Source organism: Tomitella gaofuii (genome assembly GCF_014126825.1).
Classification (GTDB): Bacteria; Actinomycetota; Actinomycetes; order Mycobacteriales; family Mycobacteriaceae; genus Tomitella; species Tomitella gaofuii.
Genome location: NZ_CP059900.1, coordinates 2861528 through 2874434, shown reverse-complemented (window position 1 = coordinate 2874434; position 12907 = coordinate 2861528). Strand labels below are relative to the sequence as shown.

The window sequence follows — 12907 nt, the reverse complement described above, 5'->3', positions numbered from 1 at the left end:
AGCATCGACTCCGGTGGCTCGGGCCACAGGAACTCCGGGCGTGCCATCGGGGTCCGGCAACCCTGTTCGGCAACCCAGTCCGGCGACCCTGTCCGGTAACGGGGTTCGACGGTGCGGTACTCGGCGAGGAGATGACGGGAATGTCTGCTACGCAGCGGATGTCGATCGGCGAGGTCGACGGGGGAGCATACAAGGCGGTCCTGGGGCTGCAGAAGTATGTGAACGCGGGGACCGTGGGCGCGCGTCTGCGGGCGATCGTCGACATCCGTGCCTCGCAGATCAACCACTGCGCGTGGTGCCTGGACATGCACGTGGCCGAGGCGCGGGGGGCCGGTGCGCCGCAGCGGCAGATCGACCTGATCGCGGCCTGGCGGGAGGCGCCGGCGCTGTTCGACGACCGTGAGCGTGCGGCGCTGGCGCTGACCGAGCAGGTCACGCTCATCAGCGAGCAGGGCGTGTCCGACGAGGTCTGGTCGCAGGTGCGGGCCGTGTTCAGCGAGCAGGAGACGCTGGAACTGCTCATGACCATCGCCACCATCAACGTGTGGAACCGGATGAATGTGGCCGTGCGCGCGGACCTTCCCGAGCAGCCGGCGGTGGCGGGGTGAGCGACCGGGCGCCGGGGCTCCGGGCGGCGTTCCTCGCAATGCACGTTCCCGGTGACCCGCTCGTGGTGCCCAACCCGTGGGACGTCGGTTCCGCGCAGATGCTGCGCGCACAGGGGTTCCGGGCTCTCGCGACCACCAGCAGCGGCTTCGCGGCCGCGGCGGGCCGCGGCGACGGCGAGGCCGGGCGCGACGCGTCGCTCGCGTACGCGGCGGCCGTCGTCGGCTGCGTCGATATCCCCGTGACGGCCGACCTCGAGAACGGTTTCGGCGACTCCCCGGCGGAGGTGGCCGGCACGGTGGCGGCGGCGGTGGAGTCGGGCCTGGCGGGCTGCTCCATCGAAGACTTCACGGGCCGCCCCGACGACCCGATCCACCGCCTCGAGGCGGCGGTCGACAGGATTACGGCCGCAGCGGAGGCCGCCCGCCGGGGGCCGGGACTGGTGCTCACCGCGCGGGCGGAGAACTTCCTGCACGGCAACCCGGACCTGGCCGGCACGATCGCCCGCCTGCAGGCTTTCCAGGAGGCCGGCGCCGACGTCCTCTACGCCCCCGGCATCACCGATCTGCGCGACGTCCGTACCGTCGTCTCGTCCGTCGACCGGCCGGTGAACGTCCTCGCCCGGCCGGGCCTGCACTCGCTGCCCGCGCTGGCGGAGGCGGGGGCCGCGCGCGTGTCGGTGGGCGGTGCGCTCATGTTCGCCGCCTACGAGGCGGCCGCCGGGATCGCCCGGCGGCTGCTCGACGGCACCGCACTGGACTATTTCGATCAGGCGGCCGCCGGCGCGCGGCGCCTCGCCGAGGCGCGCAGCGCCGGGTGACCGGGACACAGAGGGGCCGGATGACAGTTTCAGGGGAGGGATCGCCCGGGCACACCCGGATGTTCGAGGACGAGCGGCCGCGGCTCCGGCGCATCGCGGCCCGCATCCTCGACGACGAGGCGGAGGCCGACGACGTCGTCCAGCAGGCCTGGATCCGGCTGCACGGCGCGGACGCCGCGGCCATCGGCAACCTTCCGGGATGGCTGACCACGGTGACCACCCGGCTGTGCCTCGATGTTCTGCGGGCACGGCGGGCTGCTCCGCAGGCCGACGTCGGCGAGGACGAGTGGCCGGTGGACGGCGAGGGGCGGAACCGGTTCCAGGACGGCGACCCCGCGCACGCGGCCGAGTCGGCCGACGATGTCGGCGCCGCGCTCCGTGTGGTGCTCCACGCGCTCACGCCCGCCGAGCGGGTGGCGTTCGTGCTCCACGACAGCTTCGGTTTCGACTTCCCGGCGATCGGGCGGATCCTCGACTGCACCCCGGCCACGGCCCGCAAACGCGCCTCGCGCGCCAGGGCCCGGCTGGGGCAGGCCGCCGGCCCGGGGGCTTCGGCGCCGGAATCCGCCGTCACGCCGACGGACTGGGAGATCGTGGACGCCTTCCTCGTGGCCGCCCGCGAGGGCGAGTTCGCGCGGCTGCTCGCGCTGCTGGCTCCGGACGCGACGGTGACCGCGGACGCGGACGCCGTCGCGACGGGGACGCCCGCACGCCTGGACGGGCGGGAGGCGGTGGCCGCCATGTTCGACGGCGCCGCGAAGGCGGCCCTGCCCGTGTTCGTCGAGGGACGCCCGGGTGCGGCCTGGTTCCTGCGGGGGCGCCCGCGCGTGGCGTTCGACTTCACTGTCGCGCGCGGCAAGGTGCAGGGCATCGAGTTCCGGGCGGAGAGCTCGGTGCTCGGTGCGCTGACGCGGCGTGCGGGCGGCGTGCGGCGCACTCGATCGGGGGAGGGCGGGACGGACCGGACGACGGGGCCGTCGCCTCGGTGACCCCGGGCCTTCGGCGGCGGTCACACTTTCCGCGCCCGATACGTCACCGTGGTGAGCGCACCGCTCGAACGGATGCGGCGGCTGCCGCACCGCGCACACACGAGGACGAGGACCGATGATGAAGACGATGACCTGCAGCCAGCTCGGCGGCCCCTGCGATCTGCAGCACCACGGCGAGACCGCCGACGACGTGATCAACGCGCAGGACCGGCACCTCAAAGAGGCGGTGGCGGCGGGGGACAGCACGCACGAGCAGGCACGGAAGGACATGAAGTGGCGCTGGATCCACCCGAAGAAGGCGATGGGCTGGTACAACGACATGAAGAAGGCGTTCGCGGACCTGCCGGAGGACTGAGCGCGGGCGTGCGGCCAGGGGCGGCGGTACCGTCGGTGCCATGCCGCTGATCCAGATCTCCCAGACCCCGGGCCTCACGGACGAGCAGAAGTCCGCTGTCATCGCCGAGGTGACCCGCGCCTATGCGAAGGCCTCGGGCAAGCCCGAGAGCGCGGTGTGGGTGACCGTCACCGACATCCCGCGCGAGGCCTGGGGCGTGGGCGGGGTACCGCTTTCGCAGGCATGACCGAGCCCCTGGGAGTATGGGCGGCATGGAGGCGATGAGTGCGACCGCGCGGCACCTGACCACCTCGCGCGCGACGTTCCGTGCGCTGGCCGCGGAACATCGCGTGGTGCCGGTGACCCGCAAGGTGCTGGCGGATTCGGAGACGCCGCTGTCGGCCTACCGCAAGCTCGCGGCGGGCCGGCCGGGCACATTCCTGTTCGAGTCCGCCGAACACGGGCGGTCGTGGTCGCGATGGTCGTTCATCGGCGCCGGCAGCCCGGCCGCGCTCAGCGTCGTCGACGGGCAGGCCGCCTGGCAGGGCAACGTGCCGGCGGGCGCCCCGTCCGGCGGCGACCCGATCGACGCGCTGCGCACGACGCTCCGCCTGCTCGAGTCCGAACGGATCCCCGGGATGCCGCCGCTCACGGGCGGGATGGTCGGCTATCTCGGCTACGACATCGTCCGGCGGATCGAGCGGTTGGACGACTCCACAGTGGACGACCTGGAGCTGCCGGAGCTGGTGATGCTGCTGGCCGCCGACGTGGCCGCGGTGGACCACCATGAGGGCGCCATCACCCTCATCGCCAACGCGGTGAACTGGAACGGCAGCGACGAGCGCGTCGACGAGGCGTACGACGACGCGGTGGCACGTCTCGACGCGATGACGCGCGCACTGTCCGCGCCCGCGCCCTCCACGGTGGCGGCGTACCAGCGGCCGGAGCCGGAGTACCGGCGCCAGCGGACCGCCGAGGAGTACCACGCCGGGGTGCGTCGGCTGATCGACGACATCGGCGCCGGGGAGGCCTTTCAGGTGGTGCTCTCCCAGCGGTTCGAGATGGACACGGACGCCGACCCGTTGGACGTCTACCGCATCCTGCGGGCATCGAACCCGAGCCCGTACATGTTCCTGCTCAACGTGCCGGCGGTGCCCGGCGGCGCGGGCGGCGGGCACGGCGCGTTCACGATCGTCGGCTCCAGTCCGGAGGCGCTGGTGACGGTGGCCGACGGGACGGCGACGACGCACCCCATCGCCGGCACGCGGTGGCGCGGCGCCACCGAGGAGGAGGACCAGTTGCTGGCCAAGGAGCTGTCCCACGATGAGAAGGAGAACTCGGAGCATCTGATGCTGGTGGACTTGGGGCGCAACGACTTGGGGAAGGTCTGCGAGCCGGGGACGGTGAAGGTGGGCGACTACCGGCACGTCGAGCGCTACAGCCACGTCATGCACCTGGTGTCCACGGTGTCCGGACGGCTGCGCGACGACACGTCGGCGCTCGACGCCGTCACCGCGTGCTTCCCGGCGGGCACGCTGTCCGGCGCGCCGAAGCCGCGCGCCCTCCAGCTGATCGAGGAACTCGAGACCACGCGGCGCGGGGTGTACGGCGGGATCGTCGGCTACCTGGACTTCGCGGGTGACGCCGACACCGCGATCGCGATCCGCTCCGCGGTGATGAAGGACGGCACCGCCTACGTGCAGGCGGGCGCCGGAGTGGTGGCGGATTCGATCCCCGAAAGCGAAGAGCGCGAGACGCGTGACAAGGCGTCCGCCGTGCTGCGCGCGATCGCCGCGGCCGGGACGATCACGAGTCTGGGAGGGGACGGCGCGACGGCCGAGGGCGGTGCACGGTGAGCGACGGGGCCGGGGCGGCGGCGCGCCGCGGTGACGCGCGCCGGATGGCGGCGGTGGCGGGGTTGCTCGCGCTGGGCGCGCTGGCCACGTGGGCGGCCGGCCGGATGGACTGGGTGGGCTACACCTACGAGAACGGCCTGCAGCCGCCGGTGGACGGTTCCTTCGATGGTGCGGCCTGGGCGTCGGAGCTGACGCCGTTGGCGCTGGTGCTGCTGGCGGGGATCGCCGCGTTGTTCGCCGTGCGCGGCTGGGCTCAGCGAGTGATCGGGCTCATCGTCACCGCGGCCGGCGCCACGGTCGTCGTCCGGTCGGCGATGGCGCTCACCTCGGCGGCCGAACCGGCCGAGGTCGTCAGGCTGGGGGAGCTGCGCGCCGGTGCCGTGGTCACGGCCGCGCAGACGCATCCCGGGCCGATCGTGCTGGCGATCGTCGGCGGCGTGCTCGCCGCCGCGGCCGGCCTGCTGATGGTGGTGCGGCCGCGGCCGCGGCGGGAGTTGCCGTCGAAGTACGAGACGCCCGCCGCCCGACGCGATTCGGTGGCCAAGGCGATGGCGGCGCGGCGCGGGCGGGCACCCGGGGCGGCCGGTGGGGGTGCGGCCGGTGCGGCTGCGGACGACGACATGACGCAGCGGCTGATGTGGGAGGCGCTCGACTCGGGGACCGACCCCACCGAGGATGATGATCCCGCCGTCGGCGGCGGCAGGGCCGATGGCTAGTCTGAGCCCCAGTGGCGCCGCGGCGGAGGGGAGCGCCGGGGTGCGGGATGACGGGCAGTGTGAAGGGATGCGGCCACGATGAGTGTTCTCGACTCGATCATCGACGGAGTACGCCAGGATGTGGCGGCCCGCCAGTCGCAGTGCGATCTGCAGGCCGTCAAGGAACTCGCCCGCCGTGCACCGGCGCCGCTCGACGCGGCAGCGGTGCTGCGCGGCGACGGTATCTCGGTGATCGCCGAGGTCAAGCGGGCCAGCCCGTCACGGGGCGCGCTGGCCGACATCGGCGATCCCGCCGAGCTGGCCGCCGCCTACGCCGAGGGCGGGGCGCATGCCATCAGCGTCCTCACCGAGGAGCGGCGTTTCCACGGGTCCCTCGCCGATCTCGACGCCGTGCGCAAGGTGGTCTCGGTGCCGGTGCTGCGCAAGGACTTCATCGTCGGCCCTTACCAGATCCACGAGGCCCGCGCGCACGGCGCGGACATCATCCTGCTCATCGTCGCCGCGCTGGACCAGAGCACACTCACGGCGCTGCTCGACCGCACCGAGTCGCTGGGGATGACGGCCCTGGTGGAGGTGCACACCACCGCGGAGGCGGACCGCGCACTCGAGGCGGGCGCCTCGGTGATCGGCGTCAACGCCCGTGACCTGAAGACGCTCGAGGTGGACCGCGACAACTTCTCGCGGATCGCGCCCGGGCTGCCGCCGGAGGTCGTCAAGATCGCGGAATCCGGCGTGCGCGGCCCGGCCGACCTGATGGCCTACGCCGGAGCCGGGGCGGACGCGGTGCTGGTGGGCGAGGGGCTGGTGACGGCAGGGGACCCGCGCGTGATGGTGTCGGACCTCGTCGCCGCCGGTTCCCACCCGTCCTGCCCCAAGCCGGCGCGCTGACGGCCCCCGCCCGGGCGCCGTGGTGCCCGCGGCGGTGCCCCCTCCCTCCCGGCGATGTGCCGGAGGCCGCAGGCATACTTGAGGCGTGACTTTCGACGATCGCAGCTTCGACGGCGGCGGAACGGCCGTGCCGCAGGCCAGCGCCGGACTCGCCGGCACCTCCCACGAGCCCGACGAGGGCGGGCACTTCGGCGCCTACGGCGGCCGGTACGTGCCCGAGGCCCTCATGGCGGTCATCGAAGAGGTCACCGCGGAGTACGGCAAGGCCCGCCTGGATCCCGGCTTCCTCAGCGAGCTCGACCGGCTCCAGCGCCACTACACGGGCCGCCCGTCGCCGGTGTACGACGCGCGGCGGCTCTCCGAGCACGCGGGCGGCGCCCGGATGCTGCTCAAGCGGGAGGACCTCAACCACACGGGCTCGCACAAGATCAACAACGTCCTCGGCCAGGCGCTGTTGGCCAAGCGGATGGGCAAGACGCGCGTGATCGCGGAGACCGGTGCGGGACAGCACGGCGTCGCCACCGCCACCGCGTGCGCGCTGCTGGGCCTCGAATGCGTCGTCTACATGGGCGAGGTGGACACCGAGCGCCAGGCGCTCAACGTCGCCCGCATGCGCCTGCTGGGGGCGGAGGTCGTCCCCGCGCTCACCGGCTCGCGCACCCTCAAAGACGCGATCAACGAGGCCTTGCGTGACTGGGTGACCAACGCGCACGACACCTACTACTGCTTCGGCACCGTCGCCGGGCCGCACCCGTTCCCCGTGATGGTGCGCGACTTCCAGCGCATCATCGGGCTCGAGGCCCGTGCCCAGGTCCTGGAGATGACGGGCCGGCTCCCGGACGCCGTGGCGGCCTGCGTGGGCGGCGGTTCCAACGCCATCGGCATCTTCCACGCGTTCCTCGACGACCCCGCGGTCCGGCTCGTCGGACTCGAGGCGGGCGGCGACGGCGTGGAGACCGGCAGGCATGCCTCCACGATCACCGGCGGGTCGCCGGGCGCTCTGCACGGCGCGTTCTCCTACCTGCTGCAGGACGACGACGGCCAGACCATCGAATCGCATTCGATCTCCGCGGGTCTCGACTACCCGGGGGTGGGCCCGGAGCATTCGCTGCTCAACGACATCGGCCGGGCCGAGTACCGGCCGGTCACCGACACCGAGGCCATGGAGGCGTTCCGGACCCTCTCGGAGACCGAGGGCATCATCCCCGCCATCGAGTCCGCGCACGCGGTGGCCGGCGCGCTCGCGCTCGGACGCGAGCTGGGACCGGACGCGACCGTGCTCGTGAACATCTCCGGGCGCGGCGACAAGGACGTGGACACCGCGGCGCGCTGGTTCGGCATGCTCCCCGGCGCAGACGACGAGGCGGAAGACGGTGCGGCGGACGCCGCACAGGGAGGAACGAAGTGAGCGAGGCGACACTGCGCGGCGTTTTCGGGACGTGCCGCGCGGAGGGCAGGGCGGCGCTGGTGGGATACCTGCCCGCCGGATACCCCACGGTGGACGGGTCGGTCGACGCGTTCCGGGCGCTCATCGACGGCGGGACGGATCTCATCGAAGTGGGCGTACCGTACTCGGACCCGGTCATGGACGGCCCCACCATCCAGCGTGCCGCCACCACGGCGTTGGAGGCGGGTTTCCGGGTCCGCGACACCCTGCGCGTGATCGAGAAGATCGTCGCGGCGGGCGGCAACGCCGTGGTGATGACCTACTGGAACCTGGTGCTGCACTACGGGGTCGACGCCTTCGCGCGTGATCTGGCCTCGGCCGGCGGGCTCGGCATCATCACGCCGGACCTCATCCCCGACGAGGCGGACGAGTGGATCGCGGCGTCCGACGCGACCGGGCTCGGCCGCACCTTCCTCGTGGCGCCCTCCTCCACCGAGGAGCGTCTGGCGCGCACCGTCGAGGCCAGCCGGGGCTTCGTCTACGCCACCTCCACTATGGGGGTCACCGGCGCGCGCGACGCGGTGTCGACGGCCGCGCCCCGGCTCGTCGCGCGGGTCAAGGAGCACTCCGACATCCCCGTCGGCGTGGGCCTCGGCGTGCGTTCCCGGGAACAGGCCGCGCAGATCGCCGGATTCGCCGACGCCGTCATCGTCGGGTCGGCGCTGGTGGCGCGCGTGCCGGAGGGGCCTGCGGCGGTGGAGGCGCTCACGCGTGAACTCGCCGAGGGCGTGCGTTCGGCTACCGTGGCACCGTGACGACAACCCTTCTCGCCTCATTCCCCAGTCCGCCCCAGGGCGTCTGGTACGTCGGTCCCGTCGCCATCCGCGCCTACGCCATCTGCATCATCATCGGCATCATCATCGCCATCGTGTGGGGCGACCGCCGCTGGGTCGCCCGCGGCGGCGAGAAGGGCACGGTGTTCGACATCGCCATCTGGGCGGTGCCGTTCGGGCTCATCGGCGGGCGGCTGTACCACGTGCTCACGGACTGGAGCACCTACTTCGGCGCGGACGCCACCGCACAGCCCATCGATGCGCTCAAGATCTGGGACGGCGGCCTCGGCATCTGGGGCGCTGTCGCGCTCGGCGCGCTGGGCGCCTGGATCGGGTGCCGGGTGCGCGGGATCCCGCTGCCGGCCTTCGGCGACGCGATCGCGCCGGGGATCCTGCTGGCGCAGGGCATCGGGCGCATCGGCAATTACTTCAACGAAGAGCTGTACGGCCGCCCCACCTCGATGCCCTGGGGGCTGGAGATCACCGAGCGGGTGCGCGACGGGCATATCGACATGCTCGACGGCGTCTCCAACGGCAACGTCATCGCCGTGGTGCAGCCGACCTTCCTCTACGAGCTCATCTGGAACGTGCTCGTCGTGCTTGCGTTGGTGTGGATCGACCGCAAGTTCGTCATCGGCCACGGCAGGCTGTTCGCCCTGTACGTGGCGGGATACTGCTTCGGGCGGTTCTGGATCGAGCTGCTGCGCGACGACCACGCCACGCACGTGCTCGGCGTCCGGATCAACTCGATCACCTCCGCCGTCGTCTTCGTCCTCGCCGTCGCGTACTTCATGTGGGCGCGGCGGGGCCGGGAGAACCCGCACGACCTGCTCTCACGGGCGGCGCGCGAGGAGATCGCCGCCGAGTCCGCCGGCCGCGGCGGCGTCGGCACGGACCATGAGGCGGGCGACGCCGATGACGCGGGCCCCGATGACGGCGGGTCCGGCGCGGGCGGATCGGGCGGCGGACGCATCGAGACGCTGCAGGGCAGTACTGACGAAGCCGACACGCACGGGGGTGCGCAATGACGGACACCGGACCGCAGGACCGATCGGACGACGACGCACCGGGCGCATCCGGCGGCGCACGCGGTTCCTACGGCGACGACGCCCCGGGCACCGGCGATACCGCCGACCTGGACGCGCTCGGCCGCCGCGGATCGCCGTACGACGACACCGCCTTCGGTCAGGACGCCGCGGACTCGGGCGGGGCCGGCTCCGACGGTCCGGCAACGGGGTACGACGCCGACGAGGCGTGGACCATCCGGAAGGAATCGCCCGGCCCCGGCTGGACCACCCAGGCCGGCGCCGGGAGCGGTCCCGGATGGGGCAGCGCGCCGCTGTACGAGTCGGACGCCACCCCGTTCGGCACCTCCTACGGGGAGACGGCCCGGTACGAGGCCGACGCGGTCGAGGCCGCCGAATCGGCGCCCGTGGACCCCGAGGCCGACACCGCGGAGCCCGACTACTCGGATCCCATCGCAGACGAGGCGACCCGCCACGACGCGGGCGCGCCGTGGCCCGGCCCGGGCATGCCCCCGCCGCCGCCACCTCCGGGCATGCAGCCCCCGCCGCCAGGCGGCGCCTACGGCCACCCGGGCTACGGGCCCCCGGTCGACGGGCCGTCCGGCCAGGGCCCCGGGTATGCGCCCGGGGCGTATGGGAACGCGGGGTACGGGTCGGCAGGATACGGGGCAGCAGGGTCCTGGCCGGCGTACGGGCCGGGAATGTGGGCGCCGGACCCGGCGGCGCCCTTCGGCCGTCACCCCGTCACGGGCGAGGCCTACTCGGACAAGCAGAAGCTGGTGGCCGGTCTGCTGCAGATCTTCGTCGGCTGGACCGGCGCGGGCCGCTTCTACCTCGGCGACAACGGCATGGGCGTGGCGCAGCTGTTGGTCAGCGTGTTCACGTGCGGCATCGGCGCGCTGTGGCCGCTGATCGACGGCATCCTCATCCTCATGGGCAACGTGCCGGACTCCCAGGGGCGCCCGCTGCGCGATTGACCGGTGGCCGCGGTGCCGGGGAGGGTCGCGGCCGGCCGTCCCGGCGGGCCTCCGGCCCGTCGTGCGGTAGCCGCGCGGTACCGGTGACCCATTAGGGTGGTGGGTGTGACACGACGCGCAAAGATTGTTTGCACCCTCGGCCCCGCAACCTCCTCGCCTGAGCAGCTCGACGCGCTGGTCGCGGCGGGCATGAACGTCGCCCGGCTCAACTTCAGCCACGGCGATCACGCCGACCACGAGGTGGCGTTCCAGCGTGTGCGCGCGGCGGCGACGAAGGCCGGCCGCCCGGTGGGCATCCTCGCCGACCTGCAGGGGCCCAAGATCCGCCTCGGCCGGTTCACCGACGGCGCGACGGTGTGGAACACGGGCGAGACCGTGCGCATCACGGTGGAGGACGTCGAGGGGACGCACGACCGCGTCTCCACCACCTACAAGGGGCTGGCGCAGGACGCGGTGGCGGGCGACCGACTGCTGGTCGACGACGGCAAGGTCGCGCTCGTGGTCACCGAGGTCGACGGCGACGACGTCGTCTGCGAGGTGGTCGAGGGCGGGCCGGTGAGCAACCACAAGGGCGTGTCGCTTCCGGGCATGAACGTGTCGGTGCCCGCGATGTCGGAGAAGGACGTGGCCGACTGCGAGTTCGCGCTGAACATGGGCGTCGACTTCATCGCACTGTCGTTCGTGCGCGCGCCGTCGGACGTGGACCTGGTCCGTGAGGTGATGGACCGGGTGGGGCGTACAGTCCCCGTCATCGCCAAGCTGGAGAAGCCCGAGGCCATCGAGGATCTCGAGGCGATCGTGCTCGCGTTCGACGCGGTCATGGTGGCCCGAGGCGACCTGGGCGTGGAGCTGCCGATGGAGGAGGTGCCGCTGGTCCAGAAGCGTGCCATCCAGGTGGCCCGTGAGAACGCCCGGCCCGTCATCGTCGCCACCCAGATGCTCGATTCGATGATGGAGAACGCCCGTCCCACCCGTGCCGAGGCGTCGGACGTGGCCAATGCGGTGCTCGACGGGGCGGATGCGGTGATGCTCTCGGGCGAGACGTCCGTGGGCAAGTACCCCATCGAGGCGGTACAGGCGATGGGGCGGATCATCGCGGCGGTGGAGGCGGACTCGGTGGACGTCCCCCCGCTCACGCACGCGCCGCGCACCAAGCGGGGCGTGATCACCGACGCGGCCCGCGAGATCGGCGAGCGCCTGGACGTGGCCGCGCTCGCCGCGTTCACCCAGTCCGGCGACACGGTGCGGCGCGTCTCCCGGCTGCACACCTGGCTGCCCATCCTGGCCTTCACGCCGCTGCAGGACGTCTACAACCAGCTCACGCTGTCGTGGGGCACCGAGTCGGTGCTGGTGGACAAGGTCGAGTCCACCGACGAGATGATGCATCAGGTGGACCGCGCGCTGCTGGGGCTCGAGCGCTACGAGCGGGGTGACGTGGTCGTCATCGTGGCCGGGTCGCCGCCGCACACGGTGGGGTCGACCAACATGGTGCACGTGCACCGCATCGGCACCGAGGACCGCTGACCCCGTGGTGACGGCGCCGCCGGGCCGCGAAGACGATCTGCCCGCAGTCCTGGCGCTGCTGGACCTCGAACGGGTCGGCGCCGAGCGCTTCGTCGGCAGCCACCCGGAACGCACCACCTTCAGCCGTACCTTCGGCGGTCAGCTGTTGGCGCAGTCGCTGGTGGCCGCGGGGCGCACGGTGGACGGCGGCCGGGACGTGCACTCCGCGCAGACCCACTTCATCCGCGGCGGCGACCCGCGGCGTGACCTCGACTTCATGGTGGTGCGACTGCGCGACGGCCGCGGGTTCGCCAACCGGCGGGTGGACGTCACCCAGGACGGCGCGCTGGTGTGCACGATGCTTGCGGCGTTCGCCGGGCCCGCGGACGGCCTCGAGCACGGCCGGGTGCCGCCCGAGGTTCCCCCGCCGGAGGGCCTGCCGGTGTTCGACGAGTCGCTGCGCGGTTTCGAGAAGCCGCTGGCCGCGTTCTCCGGCGCGCTGCATCCCGTCGATCTCCGTTACGCCCACGACCCGCCGTGGGTGCAGAAGGACACGGGCGAGGCGCGCACCGAGAACCACGTGTGGATGCGCCCGGCGGGGGAGCTGCCCGCCGATCCGCTCCTGCACGCGGCGCTGCTGGCCTACGCGTCCGATATGACGGTGCTGGACACGATCCTCACCGGCCACGGACTGTCCTGGGGCATCGACCGCGTCCTGGCCGCCACTCTCAACCACTCGCTGTGGTTCCACCGGCCCGTCCGGTTCGACCGGTGGCTGCTCTACGCCAGCACGTCTCCGGTGGCGGCGGGTTCGCGGGGCACCGGCACCGGAACGTTCTTCGCCCCGGACGGCACCACGCAGGCCACCGTGGTGCAGGAGGGCATCGTGCGGCACTTCGCGCCGCGCGGCACCTGGATGCGGGCCGGCCTGTGACGACGCTCTCCCCGGAGGCGGCTCCCGGCCGCGCGAGGG

14 protein-coding genes are annotated in these 12907 nt (G+C 72.9%); all 14 read left to right on the top strand.

The features are described 5' to 3' along the window. Window positions 1–140 precede the first annotated feature (140 nt). The 14 genes from H4F70_RS13270 to H4F70_RS13205 all read left to right on the top strand — a co-directional run bounded on the left by H4F70_RS13270 (window position 141) and on the right by H4F70_RS13205 (window position 12868). Window positions 141–608, top strand: coding sequence for a carboxymuconolactone decarboxylase family protein (locus H4F70_RS13270; protein ID WP_182348626.1), 468 nt, complete (start codon window positions 141–143; stop codon window positions 606–608). After that, window positions 605–1426 (top strand): isocitrate lyase/PEP mutase family protein, encoded by an 822-nt coding sequence (locus H4F70_RS13265; RefSeq protein WP_220471706.1) that lies wholly within the window; start codon window positions 605–607, stop codon window positions 1424–1426. The genes H4F70_RS13270 and H4F70_RS13265 overlap by 4 nt, the downstream gene beginning before the upstream one ends. Before the next feature lie 20 nt (window positions 1427–1446). Continuing rightward, window positions 1447–2415: a sigma-70 family RNA polymerase sigma factor gene (locus H4F70_RS13260; RefSeq protein ID WP_182357519.1), complete on the top strand. Its 969-nt coding sequence runs from the start codon at window positions 1447–1449 to the stop codon at window positions 2413–2415. Window positions 2416–2530: 115 nt separating this feature from the next. Beyond that, a complete protein-coding gene (locus H4F70_RS13255; protein ID WP_235681107.1) occupies window positions 2531–2770 on the top strand; it encodes a hypothetical protein in 240 nt (79 codons plus the stop codon). Between the two features lie 40 nt (window positions 2771–2810). Next, window positions 2811–2996, top strand: a complete 186-nt coding sequence (locus H4F70_RS13250) for a tautomerase family protein (protein ID WP_182357518.1) — start codon at window positions 2811–2813, stop codon at window positions 2994–2996. A gap of 25 nt (window positions 2997–3021) precedes the next feature. Then, window positions 3022–4605, top strand: a complete 1584-nt coding sequence (locus H4F70_RS13245; RefSeq protein ID WP_372497592.1) for an anthranilate synthase component I — start codon at window positions 3022–3024, stop codon at window positions 4603–4605. Continuing rightward, on the top strand, window positions 4602–5321 hold the full coding sequence (locus H4F70_RS13240; protein WP_182348631.1) for a Trp biosynthesis-associated membrane protein: 720 nt from the start codon (window positions 4602–4604) through the stop codon (window positions 5319–5321). Before H4F70_RS13245 ends, H4F70_RS13240 begins: the two co-directional genes overlap by 4 nt. 78 nt (window positions 5322–5399) lie before the next feature. Beyond that, window positions 5400–6209 carry an indole-3-glycerol phosphate synthase TrpC gene (trpC, locus tag H4F70_RS13235; RefSeq protein WP_182348632.1) on the top strand — a complete coding sequence of 270 codons (810 nt, stop codon included), beginning with the start codon at window positions 5400–5402 and terminating at the stop codon, window positions 6207–6209. Between the two features lie 127 nt (window positions 6210–6336). After that, a complete protein-coding gene (trpB, locus tag H4F70_RS13230; RefSeq protein ID WP_235681562.1) occupies window positions 6337–7617 on the top strand; it encodes a tryptophan synthase subunit beta in 1281 nt (426 codons plus the stop codon). Further along, the gene (gene trpA / locus H4F70_RS13225) at window positions 7614–8411 is read left to right on the top strand and encodes a tryptophan synthase subunit alpha (protein WP_182357515.1); all 798 of its coding nucleotides are present in this window, start codon (window positions 7614–7616) and stop codon (window positions 8409–8411) included. The genes trpB and trpA overlap by 4 nt, the downstream gene beginning before the upstream one ends. Then, window positions 8408–9457 carry a prolipoprotein diacylglyceryl transferase gene (lgt, locus tag H4F70_RS13220; RefSeq protein WP_182348635.1) on the top strand — a complete coding sequence of 350 codons (1050 nt, stop codon included), beginning with the start codon at window positions 8408–8410 and terminating at the stop codon, window positions 9455–9457. The genes trpA and lgt overlap by 4 nt, the downstream gene beginning before the upstream one ends. Further along, on the top strand, window positions 9454–10431 hold the full coding sequence (locus H4F70_RS13215) for a TM2 domain-containing protein (protein WP_182357514.1): 978 nt from the start codon (window positions 9454–9456) through the stop codon (window positions 10429–10431). The genes lgt and H4F70_RS13215 overlap by 4 nt, the downstream gene beginning before the upstream one ends. Before the next feature lie 105 nt (window positions 10432–10536). Next, window positions 10537–11955: a pyruvate kinase gene (pyk, locus tag H4F70_RS13210; protein WP_182348637.1), complete on the top strand. Its 1419-nt coding sequence runs from the start codon at window positions 10537–10539 to the stop codon at window positions 11953–11955. 4 nt (window positions 11956–11959) lie between these two features. Continuing rightward, the gene (locus H4F70_RS13205) at window positions 11960–12868 is read left to right on the top strand and encodes an acyl-CoA thioesterase (protein WP_235681105.1); all 909 of its coding nucleotides are present in this window, start codon (window positions 11960–11962) and stop codon (window positions 12866–12868) included. Window positions 12869–12907: the final 39 nt, after the last annotated feature.

What these genes read in the sequence shown, in the direction of transcription:
- H4F70_RS13250 (WP_182357518.1), top strand. Translation starts at nt 2,811, where the DNA reads ATGCCGCTGATCCAGATCTCCCAGACCCCGGGCCTCACGGACGAGCAG.
- H4F70_RS13245 (WP_372497592.1), top strand. Translation starts at nt 3,022, where the DNA reads ATGGAGGCGATGAGTGCGACCGCGCGGCACCTGACCACCTCGCGCGCG.
- H4F70_RS13260 (WP_182357519.1), top strand. Translation starts at nt 1,447, where the DNA reads ATGACAGTTTCAGGGGAGGGATCGCCCGGGCACACCCGGATGTTCGAG.
- H4F70_RS13215 (WP_182357514.1), top strand. Translation starts at nt 9,454, where the DNA reads ATGACGGACACCGGACCGCAGGACCGATCGGACGACGACGCACCGGGC.
- H4F70_RS13255 (WP_235681107.1), top strand. Translation starts at nt 2,531, where the DNA reads ATGATGAAGACGATGACCTGCAGCCAGCTCGGCGGCCCCTGCGATCTG.
- H4F70_RS13270 (WP_182348626.1), top strand. Translation starts at nt 141, where the DNA reads ATGTCTGCTACGCAGCGGATGTCGATCGGCGAGGTCGACGGGGGAGCA.
- trpC (WP_182348632.1), top strand. Translation starts at nt 5,400, where the DNA reads ATGAGTGTTCTCGACTCGATCATCGACGGAGTACGCCAGGATGTGGCG.